The sequence below is a fragment of the Micromonospora sp. S-DT3-3-22 genome (assembly GCF_015354745.1).
GTDB lineage: Bacteria > Actinomycetota > Actinomycetes > Mycobacteriales > Micromonosporaceae > Micromonospora > Micromonospora wenchangensis.
The window spans coordinates 31,292-46,807 of record NZ_JACGMO010000025.1 but is presented as its reverse complement, the minus strand read 5'-3'; the positions used below and the strand labels follow the sequence as shown (position 1 = coordinate 46,807).

Genomic DNA, 15,516 nt, shown 5'->3' with positions numbered 1-15,516 from the left:
CCGTCGTGGTGGTGGTCAGGTCAGTGCGGCCCGGTGCCGTCCTGCCGCATGGCGATCTCCAGCCGGGCCTGGCTGCCCTCGGCCAGCTCGATCCGGGTGCCGTCGGGCAGCAGCACGGTGACGGCAGCGCCATCCCTGCGGCGGGCACCCCACCACTCGGTGATCGTCTTGGCCGCACCGACCCCGGAGAACACCAGCCCGATCACCGCGATCACCATCTCGGCCGAACGCTGCACCTGCACCGGCGACACGCTGCCGTCGGGGCCCATGGCACCGACCAGCGCGGCCCGCAGCTCCGCCGCCCAGCTCGCAGCCTGTGCTCCGGAAACCTCCACTGTGGCGTTCGCCATCGCCCATACCCTCCCCGACACACCTGGTCACACCGGCTCAGACCGCCCCCGCCGGACCAGCCGGACGATCAACGGTACGGACCTTGGCGGCTACTGTACGTTTCATTCGCGTCCCGGGACCTCTCGGAGAACCGGGCTCAGGTGACAGCTTTCCGACTCATCGACCGCGCCCCCGGTCATCGGGGGAAAGAACAACGACGACCGACGCCACCGCCCGTACGCCTGTGGTGTCACCGCACTACCCTCGGCAACGGGAGTAGCGGGAAGAGCGAGGTGGACCGGCCATGGAGGATCGAGAACGCCCCGTCAACCCCGCTGCGGCGACCACCATCGCCCGACGCGTGGAGGTGCATCGACTCGCGGTCGCCGGCCGACAGCCGGAGATCGCCCGGGATGTTGGTGACCGGGTGTGTCGGGTGTGGTTGAGTACCTCGCGGTTCGCCGCCGTCGAGGCCATGGCCACCGCGACGCTTACCCTCGGCCCGGACGCCGGCTCCTTCTACGACCGTGGCTGGGCGCGGTCGTCGACGGGCCGACCCCAGCCGGCGCTGGAGGACTACCAACAGGCCCTGACCATGTACCAACAGGCCGGCCACCGGGGCAACGAAGCAGCCACCCTCACCAGCATCGGTCGCGTGTACGACAACCTGGGAGATCGGCAGCGGGCCCTGGACCACTACCACCAAGCCCTACCCATCACCCGGGAGGTCGGCTACCGGGCCGGCGAAGCCGCCACCCTCAACAACATCGGCAACGTGTACGACAGCCTGGGGGATCGGCAGCGGGCCCTGGACCACTACCACCAAGCCCTACCCATCACCCGGGAGGTCGGCTACCGGGCCGGCGAAGCCACCACCCTCAACAACATCGGCCACGTGTACGACAGCCTGGGGGATCGGCAGCGGGCCCTGGACCACTACCACCAGGCCCTGCCCATCCGGCGGGAGGTCGGCGACCGGGCCGGCGAAGCCGTCACCCGGTTCAACATCGCGATGGTCCTCCGGGCGGGCGGTGACCTCGACCAGGCGATCCGGGAACTCGAACACGTCGTCGACCTCGACCGGCAGGTCGACCACCCCGACCTCGAAGCCGACATCCGTGTCCTCGAACAACTCCGACAGGAACGCGCGGAACACCAGTAGGAATGCGCGTCGGCCACAGCCGAGCGAGACCCTTCCGGCGCATCGAAAGGTGTCGTAGTGTGACGTCGCAGGTAAGCGCTTTCCAAGCTTGTTGTGGCACTTCGGCAGGCGCCCCTGCGCGTGCGGACCGGCTGTCCGCCACCACCCCGTCCCATCACCCGTCTCGGAGGACACGTGAGCACACGTGACAATGGCGCGACGTCGCGCCGCCGACGGTGGCAGGTCGCCCTGCTGCCGTTCGCCACCGTCGGGCTGGTCGCCGCCGGCCTGGTCGTCGCCCAGACCGGTGCCCAGGCCGCCACCTGGCCCACCGCCAAGAGCACCACCACCGTCACCAGCACCCAGTCGATCAGCGGCACCCGGGACTTCGGTCTGGTGCGCTACAAGGCCGGCGGCGCGATGGGCGACGGCGGTCAGAGCGAGAGCCAGAAGCCGATCTTCGAGCTGGCCGACGGCGCGACGATCAAGAACGTGATCATCGGTTCGCCGGCCGCCGACGGCATCCACTGCAAGGGCAGCTGCACGCTGATCAACGTGTGGTGGGAGGACGTCGGCGAGGACGCCGCCACCTTCAAGGGCGGCTCGTCGGCGAACTACACGGTCGACGGCGGCGGTGCCCGATCCGCCTCCGACAAGGTGTTCCAGCACAACGGCGGCGGCAAGCTGACCATCAAGAACTTCGACGTCAGCAACTTCGGCAAGCTGTACCGGTCGTGCGGCAACTGCTCGACCCAGTACAAGCGGACCGTCGTTATCCAGAACGTCACCGTGACCGCCCCCGGCAAGGTGCTCGCCGGCATCAACACCAACTACGGCGACACCGCGACGTTCTCGGGCATCACCATCTACGGCGACAGCAGCCGGAAGATCTCCATCTGCGACCGCTACACGGGCAACAGCTCCGGTGCCGAACCCGTCAAGACCGGCAGCGGCCCCGACGGTACGTACTGCAAGTACACGTCGTCGAACATCGTCTACCGGTAGGGCCTGCTGGCAAACAGGGCCCAGCACCGACGTTCGGCCACAGCCGAGGCGGGCCGCGCACGCGCCCAGGTGGGCATGCGCGGCCCGTCACCGTCGCCCCAGCGAGCAGGCCAAACCACGACAACAGTCCAGGTCACAGCCGCGCGAAGGGTGTGACGGAAGACGACTGACAGTTGGCCGTGACATGCGGACGCCTAGACGTCAGAGGTGCGAGAATAGGCGACGGTCCAAGACGCAGGAGGTGAGCCGGGATGTCGAGCAGCGCCGAGCAGATGCCTGAGTGGCCGACGGCTGAGCACGTACCGGCCGAGGAGATTGCCCGTCGCCAGGGTGTCCGGCCGATCGCCTCCGTCGACGACCTCGCACGGCCGGGCCTGTTCGAGTCCGACGACGAGCTGGACGACTTTCTCGCTGATCTTTATGCCTCCCGCCGGGCCAACGCCGCGTGAGCCTGGTAGTCCTGGACACTGACGTCGCATCGGCCATTCTGCGCGGCCGGCTACACGACAGGCTCCGCACCCGACTGGTGGGTAAGACCCTGTGCATCACCTTCGTCACGCTCGGGGAGCTGACCAAGTGGACTGCGCTGAGGAGTTGGGGGCCACGCAAGCTGGCCGACCTCGCGCAGTGGCGGTCCGGCGTGGTGCTGCTCCCCTTCGACGAGGCGGTGGCGACGACCTGGGGCCAGCTTCAGGCTCGGGCGCAGCATCGCGGGCGGCCCCGGCCGACGAATGACTCCTGGATCGCGGCGTGCTGTCTCGTCGATCGGCTGCCGCTGGCGACCTTCAACGACAAGGACTACGCCGACTTCGCCGAGCACGACGGCCTCCGGCTCTTCGACGTCTCGTAGGTGGTACGGAAGCGGGAAGTCCGTCAAACCGGGTCAGGCCCAGATGTTCTTGGGCGTCTTCGACCGCCGCGCCTACCTTGATCGACTCGGTTGGGGCTAAGTTGGGGTGTCAACCGTCCAGGAATACCGCTACTTCGGCCCACGGGTTTGGCCGCTCAGCTTTCGGACGGCTGTTCGTCCCCACCGCAGTGTGCCCCGGACTCCCGAGACGGGAGCCGGGGCAGGTCACTGCCGCAGGGGGGTGCAAGGAGCAGCGTCAGTTGCTCTTGAGGGAGTCGACGAACGCACGCCAGTCCCGGGCGTCGAAGGCCAGCGTGGGGCCGGACTTGTCCTTGCTGTCTCGAACGGCCACCCCGCTGCGCAGGTCGGCCACCTCGACGCACTGACCGTTGGCGTCGCTCCGGCTGCTCTTGCGCCACACGCCGCGTGAACGGTCCATTGCCGCGTCTCCCCTACGTCATGTCCTTTACGACGGCGGCGATCAGGTCCCGGGACTTGCTGACGCTGAGCGCTGCCGCGTGCAGGTGCGTATAGGCCAGCGTAACGCGTCGCAAGTCATCCTCACGTTCGAGATAGGCGTCTCCCGCCTGGCTCACCACGTAGACAACGGGGCTGTGGATCTCCTCGGGGAACTCCAGGATCGAGAAGGAACCCACGGTGCCGGGGTGCCAGCCCTCGCTGAACGGCAGCACCTGAAGCTCGATGTTCGGCCGGTCGCTCATCTCGATGAGGTGCCGGAGCTGGGCGCGCATCACGTCTGGGCCGCCGGTCTGACGACGCAGCACGCTTTCGTCGACGATCCCCCAGAACCTCAACGCCGGCTCTTCGGTCAGACAAGCCTGCCGGGTCATCCGCACTTCGACCCGACGACGGGCTTCCTCGCTCTGGCCCGGCCAGGCGGCGTTGACGATCGCGTAGGCGTATGCCTCGGTCTGAAGTAGTCCGGGCACGACGGCCAGCTCGAAGTTCCGCACCGCCGTCGCTGCGGACTCCAGCCCGATGTACATGCTGTACGGATTCGGGAGTTGGCCGAACTTCGCCCACCAGCCGCGTTCCTTGCCCTGGCGCTGAAGGTCGAGTGCGGTCTGCCGTATCCGGTCGTCGCGGACGCCGTAGCGGGTGAGCATGACGATCACGTCAGACCGGCTGACGCCGACCACCCCTGATTCGATCTTGTAAATCTTCGACTCCGAGCAGCCCAGCTCGGTTGCGATCTCCTTGTGCGAGACACCGGCCGCCTCACGGAGCCGGTGCAACTCTCGGCCGAGCTGCCATCGCGCGATCGTCGGCCCGCTTGCCCTTGCCACATCTACCTCCAGGGTTGCGAACACCGTCAGTGTTCTCCCCTCCATCTCCGAGATCAAGGAACGCAAGTCCATCTCCGAGATCAAGGAACGCAAGGCGAACCGTTATCCTCCATGGAAAGTTTCCATGGAAATCTAGACTTCGCCGATTGCCTTTGCCACTCTCTGCATGGAAGCAACTACGACTCGGAGGTCCCCATGACTCGGCATGCGAAGAACCCGACGCGCTCTGGTCTGCTGGCGAGGCTCTGGCAGCCGTTCCGGCGGCGGGTGAATCCGCTCGACCGTCTGCGGCCGGCGACGAACCACGCCGAGCGCGTCGCGGCGTACCGGGTGACAGGGGTGGCGCGGGTGCCCGACCTGCCGGAACGGCCGCTGCTGACGCTGGCGGGGGAATACCGGGCGGGGTGCTGGTCGTGACGGCCCGGCGCGGGTCCGACCACGACGACCGGGGCGAGCAGATCCAGGCGGCGGAACGCGAGGCGGCGCGGCAACGGATTCTCGCCCAGGCCGAGGCGGAGCGGATACCGGCCGAGGAGACCACCCGGGCGTTACCGGACCGGCGGTGGCGTCGTGGACAGCAGTGAGCTGCTGCCGGTCGGCCGGCGGGTGGCGTACTGGCGGGGGCGGCGGAAACTGTCGCAGCAGGTGTTCGCCGATCGGCTCGGTCGGTCGAAATCCTGGGTGGACAAGATCGAGCGTGGTGTCCGGTCGCTGGACAAGGTGTCGACGTTGCGGGACATCGCCGCCGTGCTGCGGATCGACACCGCCGTGCTGCTCGGCCGGGATGCGCGACCCGCCACGACGACCGCCCGGATCGAAGGGGTGGAGCGGATCCGGGCGGCCCTGTCGACGTACGAGATGGCGCTCGGGCGACCGGCGACCCGCCCGGCGGTGCCGGCCGGCCGGGTGGTGCGGGACGTCGGGCACGCCTGGGTGCAGTTCCAGTACGCCAGGTACCCGCAGGTAGTCGACGTGCTGCCGGGTCTGCTGGCCGGCGTGCAGCGGATCTCCGCCGACGATCACGAGTCGAACCGGCCGCTGCTGGTGGACGTGTACCGGCTCACCGCGTCGCTGCTGGTGAAGCTCGGTGAGGTCGACCTGGGTTGGCTGGCAGCCGACCGGGCGATGGCCACCGGGGCCGGCGATCCCCTGCTGGTCGCCGCCGCCACGGTGCAGCTCGGCCAGGTGTTCCGCGCCTCGGGGCGGGCCCGCGCGGCGGTGTCGGCGGCGCTCGCCGCCGCGTACCGGATCGCCCTTGCCGGCCCCGACGACGGCGGCCCCGGCGAGTTGTCGTTGTGCGGAACCCTGCTGGTGCAGGCCGCGCTGGGGGCGGCCCGCCGGGGCGACGACCGGGCCGTCGCCGACCTGCTCGACGAGGCCGCCGGGATGGCCGCGCAGGTCGGCGACGGCCACGACCACCACCGGACGGCGTTCGGGCCGACGGCGGTGGACCTCGCCCGTACCGCCGCCGCCCTCGATATGGGCGATGCCGGCGAGGCGGTGGCCTGGCACGAGCGGGCGACCCGGCGGGACGCCTGGCGGTGGCTGCCGCTGGAACACCGGGCGGCGCACCTGATCGACGCCGCCCGCGCCTACCTCCAGGCCGACGCCCCGGCCAACGCGGGCCGGGTGCTGGCCGACGCCGACCGGATGGCCCCCGCCGAGGTACGCCACCGGCCCGCCGCCCGCGAGGTGCTCGCCCAGGTGGCCCGCACCCCGCACGCCCCGGCCACGATCGTCACGCTCGCCGCCGCCCTCGGGGTGACCTGACGATGACCGCGCCGCACCTGTCGCTGGCGCAGATCCGCAACCGGCTGGTCCTCACCGCCCGCACGGTCCTCCGCGCCCACCGGCCCGACCCGGACGGCCGATGCCGCGTCTGCCGGGTCGCAGGCTGCCGGGTGTCGGCCGCCGCCCGCGACGTCCTCGCCGCCGCCGCTGCCTGCCGGCCACCCGGCGAACCCCACCACCCGGCGTGAAGCGCCCGCCGCACCGCAGCAGCTCACCGCCCACCACCGGCGGCGGGGCACCGTCGCCCACCACGCTCAGCCCCCGGGTCGCCCGGGGCGGACAGCAGGGGAACGGCCCACCGAGCTGGTTCGGCCGGAGTCGTCATGCCCAGCAGGCATAAATATGACTGCTGGGCATATCACTTCGCGCAGACATGTCGGCCGCCCCGCGACACGCCCGGCCACCGCAGAGATCGTGGAAGGGAACGGCCCCCAGAGGGGCCACTTTCCGCCAGGGTCTCGCGGAGGGCGGCAGCGGGGTCAGTTGGCGCGGGTGAGGGAGGCGTAGATGGCCAGGTGCCGCTTCAGGACCACGTCCGGGTGGAAGGTCTGCTCGTACCGCAGCCGGGCCGGGGCGGACAGCAGCGCGGCACCGGCCCGCGCGACCGGGAGCGCGGCGGCCAGCGCGGCCGGGTCCGGCGGGACCACCCAGCCGGCGGTGCCGCCGAGCAGGCCGGCCGGGACCGCTGGCGGACCGGCCGGCGGCGGGGCATGGCCGGCGACGGCCGAGGCGACGGCGGCCGGGCCGGTGCCGGCGGGCTCGTGCGGGACGTCCGCGCCGACCAGGTACGGGATGCCGCCGAGCGCGGTGCCGAGCACCGGCCGCCCGCTGGCCAACGCCTCGATGATCACGGTGGGCAGTACGTCGTGCCACATCGACGCGGCGATCACCACGGCACTCGCCTCGACGGCGGCGCGTACCCCGGCCCGGTCGAGCTGGCCCAGGTAGACGACGTCGGCGCGCTCGGCGGCGGCGGCCTCGACCAGCGGACGCAGCTCGCCGTCGCCGGCCACCCGCAGCGTGCCGAGGCTGCCCACCGGGTGCCGCCGCCAGGCGTCCAACAGCAGGTCGAGGCCCTTCTCCGGGGTGAGCCGGGCCAGATAGAGGAAACCGTCGCCGAGCGGGGTGGGGGCCCCCGGGTCGGGCACCGCGTTCGGCTTGACCACGATCCGCTCGGCCGGGATGCCGTAGTCGGTCAGGTGGTCGGCGATGGCCGAGGTGAGCGCGATGAACCGGTCCACCGAGCGCCAGGTGCCCCGGTGCACGGCCAGGGTGGCCGCCATCAGCGCGCTCTGCGCCCGCGAGTCCCGGTAGCAGCGGTGCACGATCGACGGCACGGCCAGCGCCCGCCCCTTGCAGTCCTGGCAGATGACGCCGTCGCGGAAGTAGATCCCCGACGAGCAGACCTGCCGGTAGTTGTGCACCGTCTGCACCACCGGCACGCCGTGCTTGTGCGCGGTCCGCACCACCCAGGGCGAGAGCAGGGGGTACGGGTTGTGCAGGTGCAGCACGTCCGGCCGGTGCTCGGTGAGCAGCCGGGACAGGTCCTGCTGGGCGCGCGGGGCGTAGATCGGTGAGATCGGCAGCAGCGCCTTGGCCGACTTCGGCATCAACGGGATCTCGTCCGAGCTGCGAATGAACGGCAGCACCTCGACCCCGGCTGCGGTGAGCTGCCCGATCTCCGAGTCGACCATCGTGTTCTCACCCGACGGCTGGGCTTCCCGGTACCGGTTGTGCGCCACCACGATTCTCACAGAGCTTGTCCTTCGTTCGCGACTGTGCCGGTTTCTGCTCGCGACTGCGGGGCTCGCAAGCTCACTCCTCGCACTCACGGCAGGGACTCGCAAGCTCATTCCTCGCGCTCACGGGAAGGAAGGCTACCGTGATGTGATGCCCGAACTACCGGAGGTGGAGGCGCTCGCGGGGTACCTGCGTGAGCGCGCCGTTGGGCGACGCGTCGACCGGGTCGAGGTCGCCGCGATCAGCGCCCTGAAGACGTACGACCCGGCACCCACGGCGGTGTCGGGCCGGGCGGTGGCCGACGCCCGGCGGCACGGCAAGTTCCTCGACGTGATCTTCGACGGTGACCTGCACCTGGTGGTGCACCTGGCCCGCGCCGGCTGGCTGCACTACCGGGAGGCGTTCCCGTCCACCACCCCGCTGCGCCCCGGCAAGGGCCCGATCGCCCTGCGGGTACGCCTCGACGACGGCTCCGGGTTCGACCTCACCGAGGCGGGCACCCAGAAGAAGCTCGCCGCCTACCTGGTGACCGACCCGGCGCAGGTCCCCGGGGTCGCCAAGCTCGGGCCGGACGCGCTCGACGCCGACCTGGCCACCTTCACCGAACGGCTGCGCAGCCGACGGGGGCAGGTCAAGGGGGTGCTGACCGATCAGGCGGTGCTCGCCGGGGTCGGCAACGCGTACTCCGACGAGATCCTGCACGCGGCGAAGCTGTCCCCGTTCGCGATCACCGACCGGCTCACCGACGACCAGCTCGCCACCCTGCACGCCGCCACCCGGACGGTGCTGGGCGACGCGGTACGCCGGTCGGCCGGGCACCGGGCGGCGGAGCTGAAGGGCGAGAAGCGTTCCGGGTTGAAGGTGCACGCCCGCACCGGGCTGCCCTGCCCGGTCTGTGGCGACACCGTACGCGAGGTCTCGTTCGCCGATTCGAGCCTCCAGTACTGCCCGACCTGCCAGACCGGGGGCAAACCGCTCGCTGACCGTCGGTTGTCCCGTCTCGTACGGTGAGTCACATCGCGCCATTGTTACGGAGAGGTATCGTCCCTGGCGCACGGAACGTCCCCGTCCGCGCTCTACCCCGGTGGCCGTCCATCGGTATAGTGGCTCGGTCCCCGGCTTCGAAAACTGACGTGAAGTCGGCCGGTTCCCCGTTGGCAACCCCAGACGCAAAGCCCCTCGGCCCCGCGTTTGACCCGCTGCCAGCGTGGGAGACTGGAACGGTGGGCGACCCGGGCCCCTCACGGCGAGTGAGCGGCGCGTGTCATGCGGGAGGACATGGGTTGAGGTGACGACAAGCCTCCAGCGCCCGGTAACCAACACAGGCCGGAGCAGACTCGTGCGGCACGTGGACAGCTTCGAGATCCAGCCGCCGACACCGCCGTCGCACAACGGGGTGCCCCGGTCGGCATGGGCCCGCGCCCGACGCCGGGTCTCCACCTGGCACCGCCCGTACACGGCGGCGCTGCTGCTGCTCGACTTCGCCGCCGTGGTGCTGGCCGACTGGATCGCACAGGAGGCGTTCGGTCAGGCGCGGGCCGGCTTCTACAACGCGCAGGCGGACCCGACCTGGTTCTACACGGTGGTCTTCCTGCTGGTGCCGCTCGGCTGGCTGGCGGCCCTGTGGGGCAACCGGGCCTACGACCGGCGTTACCTCGGTCTCGGCCCAGAGGAGTACAAGCGGGTCATCCGGGGCGGCGTCGCAGTCACCGCCACCGTCTCCTTCATCGCCTTCGCCACCAAGACCGACCTGTCCCGGTACACGGTCGGTTTCGCCCTCGCCGGGGCGTTGGTGCTGGTCCTGTTCTTCCGGATCTCCGCGCGGTTCGTGCTGCACCGGGTCCGGGGTCGCGCCGGGCACGCCGGGCACCGGATGGTGCTGGTGGGCACCCTGCCGGAGTGCCTGGAGGTCTACACGGCGGTCACCCGCAACCCGAGCGCCGGCCTGGTGCCGGTGGCCATCCACATCACCGACGGGTACGCCGCCGCCCGGGGCATCCAGACCCCCGTCCCGGTGTACGCCGGGCGGGACGTGCTGGCTCTGGTGCGGGAGGTCGGCGGGGACACCATCGCGGTCTGCGGCTCGGCCAGCGCCGAGCCGGGTGAGCTGCGCCGGCTGGCCTGGCAACTGGAGGGCTCCGGCGTCGACCTGGTGGTCGCCCCGCAGCTCACCGACATCGCCGGCCCCCGGGTGCACATCCGCCCGATCGAGGGCCTGCCGCTGCTGCACGTGGAGGAGCCGACCCTGTCCGGGCCGGCGCTGCTGGCCAAGAACCTGATGGACCGGGTCGCCGCCGGGCTGGGCCTGCTACTGCTCGTCCCGGTCTTCCTCGCCATCGGGCTGGCCATCCGGCTGTCCGACCCCGGGCCGGTCTTCTTCCGCCAGCCCCGGGTGGGCCACGAGGGGCGGACCTTCCGGGTGTGGAAGTTCCGCACCATGTACGTCAACGCCGAGGAGCGGCTGGCCGGCCTGGTCGACCAGAACGAGACCGACGGCATGCTGTTCAAGATGAAGCAGGACCCCCGGGTCTTCCCGGTGGGCCGCTTCCTGCGGGCCTCCTCGCTGGACGAGCTGCCCCAGTTGATCAACGTGCTGTGGGGGGAGATGTCGCTGGTGGGGCCGCGTCCGCTGCCCGCCGACGACGGCGACTTCCTCGGTGACGTACGCCGGCGGCTGCTGGTCCGTCCCGGGATGACCGGGCTGTGGCAGGTGTCCGGCCGCTCCGACCTGTCCTGGGACGAGGCGGTCCGGCTCGACCTGTACTACGTCGACAACTGGTCGCTGGCGTACGACCTGAGCATCCTGTGGCGCACGGTCGGTGTGGTGCTGGCCCGCAAGGGCGCGTACTGAACCCCTTGGCGTGGCGGGCCGGACAGGCCAGGATCGCGGGGTGGGTGGCAACCTCTCCGCCGTGGCCGGCGTCGTCTCGCTGGTGACCGCGCTCGCCGCCGCGCTCTGGGCGGCGCTGCGGCTGCGCGGTCGACGGGGCATCGCCACCGCCACCCAACGGGCCACCTACGAGGTGCTGCACACCGCCGGGCTGGCCGCCGAGCCGCTGCGTACCGGCCTGCACCCGGCGGGCGCGGCGAAGGCCGTACGCCATCTGCGGGCCCTGGTGGGGGCGGCCGGACTGGCGTTGACGGACGCCGACACGCTGCTCGCCCTCGACGGGCGCGGCGGCCACCACGGCGGGCAACTGCTCGCGGCGGCCCGGCGGGTGGCCGAGACCGGCCGGTCGACGGTGCTGGGCGAGTCGGAGCTGCACTGCGACCGGGTGGACTGTCTGGTCCGGGGGGCGGTGGTGGCGCCGCTGTCGGCCGACGGCCGGGTGGTGGGGGCGCTCGTCGCGGTGGCCGACGGGCCGCCCGCGCCCGGCCTGGTGCAGGCCACCCTGGAGACCGCGCACTGGGCCGGCAACCAGCTCTCGCTGGCCGAGCTGGACTCGTCCCGGGAGCGGCTGGCCCGCGCCGAGATCCGGGCGTTGCGGGCACAGATCAGCCCGCACTTCATCTACAACGCGTTGACCGCGATCGGGTCGTTCGTGCGCACCGACCCGGAACGGGCCCGGGAGCTGATCCTGGAGTTCGCCGAGTTCACCAGGTACTCGTTCCGGGCGCACGGGGAGTTCACCACCCTCGCCGAGGAGTTGCGTTCCATCGATCGCTACCTGACCATCGAACGGGCCCGGTTCGGTGACCGGTTACAGGTGCGGTTGCAGATCGCCCCGGAGGTGCTGCCGGTGACCCTGCCGTTCCTGTGCCTGCAACCGTTGGTGGAGAACGCGGTGCGGCACGGGTTGTCGCGCAAGCCCGGTACCGGCATGGTGAGCATCGAGGCCCGGGACGCGGGTGCCGAGTGTCACATCACGGTGGAGGACGACGGAGTGGGGATGGACCCGGCCACGCTGACCGCGGGGATCGCCGAGCTGACCCGGGCCGGCAGCGACCCGACCGACGACCCGGGCCAGCACGTCGGCCTCTCCAACGTCGACGAGCGGCTCCGCTCGGTCTTCGGCGACGGGTTCGGCCTGGTCGTCGAGACGGGCCCCGGCTCGGGTACGAAGGTGAGCCTGCGCATTCCGAAGTTCCACCCCGGCGTACGGGCCGGCGCGTGAGCGAGCGGGCCGGCGCGGTGAACGCGTCCGGGTTCCTGCGGGTGCTGGCCGTCGACGACGAGCCACCGGCGCTCGACGAGTTGGCGTACCACCTGCGGGCCGATCCCCGGGTGGCCCGGCTGCACACGGCCGGTGACGCCACCGAGGCGCTGCGGGTGCTGCGGGACACCGACGTGGACGTGGTCTTCCTGGACATCCGGATGCCCGGCCTGGACGGGATGGAACTGGCGCGGGTGCTGCGCCGGTTCGCCCGGCCCCCCGCGATCGTCTTCGTCACCGCGTACGACGACGGCGCGGTCGACGCGTTCGACCTGGGCGCGACCGACTACGTCCGCAAGCCGGTACGCGCCGAACGGCTGGCCGAGTCGCTGCGCCGGGTGATCGGTTCGCGGGTGGTGCCGTCGCACCCGGCGGCGCTGGCCCGCGCCGAGGAGGACCCGACGATCCCGGTTGAGCTGGCCGGGACGACCCGGATGCTGCCCCGCTCCGCGGTGCGCTGGGTGGAGGCGCAGGGCGACTACGCGCGGCTGCACACCGCCGACGGCTCGCACCTGGTCCGGGTGTCCCTGGCCACCCTCGCCGAACGCTGGGCGGACGCGGGTTTCGTGCGCATCCACCGGTCGTACCTGGTGCAGTTGCGCCTGATCGCGGAGCTGCGCCTGGTCAACTCCGGGTACGTGGTGCTGATCGACGCCGCCGAGTTGCCGGTGAGCCGCCGGCACACCCGGGAGTTGAAGGACAAGCTGGTCCGCGCCGCCAAACAGGACTGGACCCGCTGAGCCGGGCGCGGCCATGATCGTCGCGATGTCGGCGATGTTGCGGTGACGCAGTGCCCCGGATGCCGCAACATCGGCCCCCTGACGCGGGAACGGCGAAGGGCGCCCCGGCCGAGGCCGGGGCGCCCTTCGCCGTCGGTGGCGGGTCAGCGCGGGGAGGGGGCACCCACGCCGGAGTCGATCACCTTGAGCCCGCTGCCGGGCGACGTGGCCCGGCCCGTGGGCGGGGTGGCCGTGGCCGGGTAGAGCCAGAGCGTGCCGACCACGTCGGCGACCACATGGGTGTTACCCGAGTGGTTGTAGACGTTGAAGCCCTGCGTGGGACCGAGGATGCCCAGCACCGCGTTGGAGACGGTCTGCCCGGCGGCCGGGTTGAGGTTGCTCGCCGTGGGCCGGGTCATCGCCGAGTCGGCCGGCCACACCGTGAGCACGGTGTTGCTGGTCGGGGTGACCGCGGTGACGTTCATCGCGAGCACCTGGGTGCTCGGGGTCAGCATGCTCGCCGGTGCGGTGACCTTGCCGACCGAGGCCGGCCCGAGCACGCTCGGCAGGCCCTGGCCGATCCGGCTGTCCGCGATCCGGGTCGGCGACATCGGGGTGAACCGCAGGCCGTCCGGAACCGTGCCGTCGTCGATCACGCCCACCACGTCCACCACCAGGTGGGTGGTCTGCGAGGTGTAGATCGAGAACTGCGGTGCCCGCCTGCCGCCGCACTCGGTGCACTCGACGGTCTCCACGATGGCGAGGTTCGGCACCACCTTGCCCGCCGGGTAGTTGACCGTCGACGCGCTCGGTACGTCCCCCTGCCCGGTCCACGCCGTCAGGTAGCCGGCCTTGCGGGGCGAGACGGCGGTGATGTTGACGACCAGCGCCTTGACGTGGGTGTTGAGGTCGCCGAAGCTGAGCCAACTCCACATGATGTAGTCGGCCTTCAGGGGACCGCCCTCCTCCCGGGTGTCGTAGAGGCGGTACGGCTTGATCCACTGGTACTGGCCGCCCTGTCCCCGGCTGGAGAGCGAGTTGTTCCCGGCCCAGACGCCCGCCACGTCGACCACGACGTCCGTCGACCCGGCGTGGTTGTAGACCGACACCTTGCCGCCCGAGCCCACCTTGACGGTGACGCTGTTCGAGCCGAGCCACGACTTCGCGAAGTTGATCGAGGACGCGGTCGGGCGGCTCTGGCCGGCGGGGTAGAGGGTGAGGAAGCTCCCCGCCGTCGGGCCGACGACCGTCACGTTCAGCACGACGGAGCCGACACCGCTGCTCGGCACCCCGCCCCGGCCGGTGACCTGGAGGTCGACCTTCTTACCCGGGCCGATCTTGGCCTTGGGCGCGCCCAGGCCGGACCGGGTGTCCATCAGCCGCTTCGGTGCCAGCGGGTAGTAGCTGCCGGTGACGCCCCGGAAGCCCTCGACGGCCAACTGCACCCGGCGGGTGCCGGAGGCGCTGTCGTCGGCGAGCAGCAGGCTCGCCTGCTGCACCCCCTCTTTGGTCGGGTTGGCCGCGACCGAGACCGTACAGGTCTGCCCCGGGGTCAGCGTCCGGCCGGTGCAGTTCGAGCCGAGCAGCGCGAACGCCTCGGGCGTCGGGCCGCCGAGGCTGGCCGCCCCGAAGGTGATCGGCGCACTGCCGACGGACCGGAAGGTCACCGTCTTGGCCGCGCTGGGTACCGCGATCTCCTGGTAGTTGAAGCTGACCGGGTTGGGCTCGCCGTGCGCGACCGCGTAGTCCACGGACGAGTTCCAGCGCAGCTCACCGCTGACCGTGCCGGTGTAGTAGGTGCTGTCCCGGCAGCTGTACTCGTAGGCGGCGGCGAACGCGTCGACCCGGCCGGTGTCGCTGTCCCGGTCGGCCTGCCGGACCTTGATCCAGCCGGTGACGTGGCCGCAGCCGCGCCCGTCGGAGGCCAGGTCCATGGCGGCGGTGCCGCCGTCGCCCTGCCAGGTCGCCTGGTAGGTCTGACCGGCCGCCCACTGCTCGCCGGCCGGCGGCTGGATGGTGAGCCGCACGTAGGAGCCGGCCCGGGTGGTGTCGACCGCCAGCCGGTCGTTGTCCTGTGCGACCACGGAGACGGTGGAGTTGTCACGGTCGAAGACGTCGGACCGGTAGATCGGATAGCCGCCGGTCTGGTCGCCGACGTCGACGGTGAGGACCGTGTACGGCGCGGTGGGCGCGGCCAGCGCCACCCCCGGCAGTACGGCCAGCGCACAGGCCCCGGCAATGCTCATGCCGAGTAGAGCGCGAAAAATGCGCATGCATTACCCCGTGAAGAAGGAAGAGTGATTGTGGACCACACACTATGGGCGGTGATCACGAGCGGCAAGGCCATATCGATGGAATGCCAAGAAAGGGCATTGCGCCCTTACCGGATCGACGACCGGCACTTGAGCCGGTTCATCCACCACGGCGCGGGCCCGGCGTTCACGGAAACGCGAGAGCGCCCCGACCGGGTGGTCGGGGC

17 protein-coding genes are annotated in these 15,516 nt (G+C 71.2%); 12 read left to right on the top strand and 5 right to left on the bottom strand.

The genetic code is table 11. The features are described 5' to 3' along the window. Positions 1–20: 20 nt before the first annotated feature. Positions 21–350 carry a hypothetical protein gene (locus H1A17_RS10280; protein WP_194821724.1) on the bottom strand — a complete coding sequence of 110 codons (330 nt, stop codon included), beginning with the start codon at positions 348–350 and terminating at the stop codon, positions 21–23. Between the two features lie 284 nt (positions 351–634). Here H1A17_RS10280 and H1A17_RS10275 point away from each other — a divergent pair, with 284 nt between their 5' ends. The 4 genes from H1A17_RS10275 (at position 635) to H1A17_RS10260 (ending at position 3,326) form a co-directional block, all read left to right on the top strand. After that, entirely contained in the window at positions 635–1,492 is an 858-nt protein-coding gene (locus H1A17_RS10275; RefSeq protein WP_194821723.1) for a tetratricopeptide repeat protein, read from the top strand. A 174-nt stretch (positions 1,493–1,666) separates the two neighbouring features. Next, entirely contained in the window at positions 1,667–2,476 is an 810-nt protein-coding gene (locus H1A17_RS10270) for a pectate lyase (RefSeq protein WP_194821722.1), read from the top strand. Positions 2,477–2,727: 251 nt separating this feature from the next. Continuing rightward, entirely contained in the window at positions 2,728–2,925 is a 198-nt protein-coding gene (locus tag H1A17_RS10265; protein ID WP_088642370.1) for a hypothetical protein, read from the top strand. Further along, positions 2,922–3,326, top strand: coding sequence for a type II toxin-antitoxin system VapC family toxin (locus H1A17_RS10260; RefSeq protein ID WP_088642371.1), 405 nt, complete (start codon positions 2,922–2,924; stop codon positions 3,324–3,326). The genes H1A17_RS10265 and H1A17_RS10260 overlap by 4 nt, the downstream gene beginning before the upstream one ends. Before the next feature lie 256 nt (positions 3,327–3,582). Here H1A17_RS10260 and H1A17_RS10255 read toward each other — a convergent pair whose 3' ends face one another. Continuing rightward, entirely contained in the window at positions 3,583–3,765 is a 183-nt protein-coding gene (locus H1A17_RS10255) for a DUF397 domain-containing protein (RefSeq protein ID WP_194821721.1), read from the bottom strand. 13 nt (positions 3,766–3,778) lie between these two features. Continuing rightward, a complete protein-coding gene (locus H1A17_RS10250) occupies positions 3,779–4,705 on the bottom strand; it encodes a helix-turn-helix transcriptional regulator (protein WP_228543265.1) in 927 nt (308 codons plus the stop codon). A gap of 123 nt (positions 4,706–4,828) precedes the next feature. Between H1A17_RS10250 and H1A17_RS10245 the strand changes: the two genes are divergently transcribed. The 4 genes from H1A17_RS10245 to H1A17_RS10230 are packed head-to-tail and all read left to right on the top strand — an operon-like array spanning position 4,829 to position 6,612. Beyond that, positions 4,829–5,050 (top strand): hypothetical protein, encoded by a 222-nt coding sequence (locus tag H1A17_RS10245; protein WP_194821720.1) that lies wholly within the window; start codon positions 4,829–4,831, stop codon positions 5,048–5,050. Beyond that, on the top strand, positions 5,047–5,217 hold the full coding sequence (locus H1A17_RS10240; RefSeq protein WP_194821719.1) for a hypothetical protein: 171 nt from the start codon (positions 5,047–5,049) through the stop codon (positions 5,215–5,217). Before H1A17_RS10245 ends, H1A17_RS10240 begins: the two co-directional genes overlap by 4 nt. Continuing rightward, positions 5,204–6,403, top strand: a complete 1,200-nt coding sequence (locus H1A17_RS10235) for a helix-turn-helix domain-containing protein (RefSeq protein WP_309236746.1) — start codon at positions 5,204–5,206, stop codon at positions 6,401–6,403. Before H1A17_RS10240 ends, H1A17_RS10235 begins: the two co-directional genes overlap by 14 nt. A gap of 2 nt (positions 6,404–6,405) precedes the next feature. Next, on the top strand, positions 6,406–6,612 hold the full coding sequence (locus H1A17_RS10230; RefSeq protein WP_194821718.1) for a hypothetical protein: 207 nt from the start codon (positions 6,406–6,408) through the stop codon (positions 6,610–6,612). A 291-nt stretch (positions 6,613–6,903) separates the two neighbouring features. Here H1A17_RS10230 and H1A17_RS10225 read toward each other — a convergent pair whose 3' ends face one another. After that, positions 6,904–8,178 carry a glycosyltransferase gene (locus tag H1A17_RS10225; protein WP_145922395.1) on the bottom strand — a complete coding sequence of 425 codons (1,275 nt, stop codon included), beginning with the start codon at positions 8,176–8,178 and terminating at the stop codon, positions 6,904–6,906. A gap of 136 nt (positions 8,179–8,314) precedes the next feature. On the opposite strand from H1A17_RS10225, the gene H1A17_RS10220 reads away from it, so the two are divergent. From H1A17_RS10220 to H1A17_RS10205, 4 genes are all read left to right on the top strand, one after another. Then, on the top strand, positions 8,315–9,175 hold the full coding sequence (locus H1A17_RS10220; protein WP_088643573.1) for an Fpg/Nei family DNA glycosylase: 861 nt from the start codon (positions 8,315–8,317) through the stop codon (positions 9,173–9,175). A gap of 328 nt (positions 9,176–9,503) precedes the next feature. Then, on the top strand, positions 9,504–11,015 hold the full coding sequence (locus H1A17_RS10215; RefSeq protein WP_145922396.1) for a sugar transferase: 1,512 nt from the start codon (positions 9,504–9,506) through the stop codon (positions 11,013–11,015). A 40-nt stretch (positions 11,016–11,055) separates the two neighbouring features. Next, positions 11,056–12,279, top strand: coding sequence for a sensor histidine kinase (locus H1A17_RS10210; protein ID WP_145922397.1), 1,224 nt, complete (start codon positions 11,056–11,058; stop codon positions 12,277–12,279). Between the two features lie 17 nt (positions 12,280–12,296). After that, a complete protein-coding gene (locus H1A17_RS10205; protein ID WP_145923123.1) occupies positions 12,297–13,058 on the top strand; it encodes a LytTR family DNA-binding domain-containing protein in 762 nt (253 codons plus the stop codon). Positions 13,059–13,201: 143 nt separating this feature from the next. On the opposite strand, the gene H1A17_RS10200 is transcribed toward H1A17_RS10205, so the two are convergent. After that, a complete protein-coding gene (locus H1A17_RS10200; protein ID WP_194821717.1) occupies positions 13,202–15,283 on the bottom strand; it encodes a choice-of-anchor D domain-containing protein in 2,082 nt (693 codons plus the stop codon). Between the last annotated feature and the right edge of the window lie 233 nt (positions 15,284–15,516).

Excerpts from the sequence above, each read along its gene's own strand:
- H1A17_RS10200 (WP_194821717.1), bottom strand. The coding sequence starts at position 15,283 with ATGAGCATTGCCGGGGCCTGTGCGCTGGCCGTACTGCCGGGGGTGGCG.
- H1A17_RS10280 (WP_194821724.1), bottom strand. The coding sequence starts at position 350 with ATGGCGAACGCCACAGTGGAGGTTTCCGGAGCACAGGCTGCGAGCTGG.
- H1A17_RS10230 (WP_194821718.1), top strand. The coding sequence starts at position 6,406 with ATGACCGCGCCGCACCTGTCGCTGGCGCAGATCCGCAACCGGCTGGTC.
- H1A17_RS10255 (WP_194821721.1), bottom strand. The coding sequence starts at position 3,765 with ATGGACCGTTCACGCGGCGTGTGGCGCAAGAGCAGCCGGAGCGACGCC.
- H1A17_RS10220 (WP_088643573.1), top strand. The coding sequence starts at position 8,315 with ATGCCCGAACTACCGGAGGTGGAGGCGCTCGCGGGGTACCTGCGTGAG.
- H1A17_RS10265 (WP_088642370.1), top strand. The coding sequence starts at position 2,728 with ATGTCGAGCAGCGCCGAGCAGATGCCTGAGTGGCCGACGGCTGAGCAC.
- H1A17_RS10275 (WP_194821723.1), top strand. The coding sequence starts at position 635 with ATGGAGGATCGAGAACGCCCCGTCAACCCCGCTGCGGCGACCACCATC.
- H1A17_RS10245 (WP_194821720.1), top strand. The coding sequence starts at position 4,829 with ATGACTCGGCATGCGAAGAACCCGACGCGCTCTGGTCTGCTGGCGAGG.
- H1A17_RS10250 (WP_228543265.1), bottom strand. The coding sequence starts at position 4,705 with ATGGACTTGCGTTCCTTGATCTCGGAGATGGAGGGGAGAACACTGACG.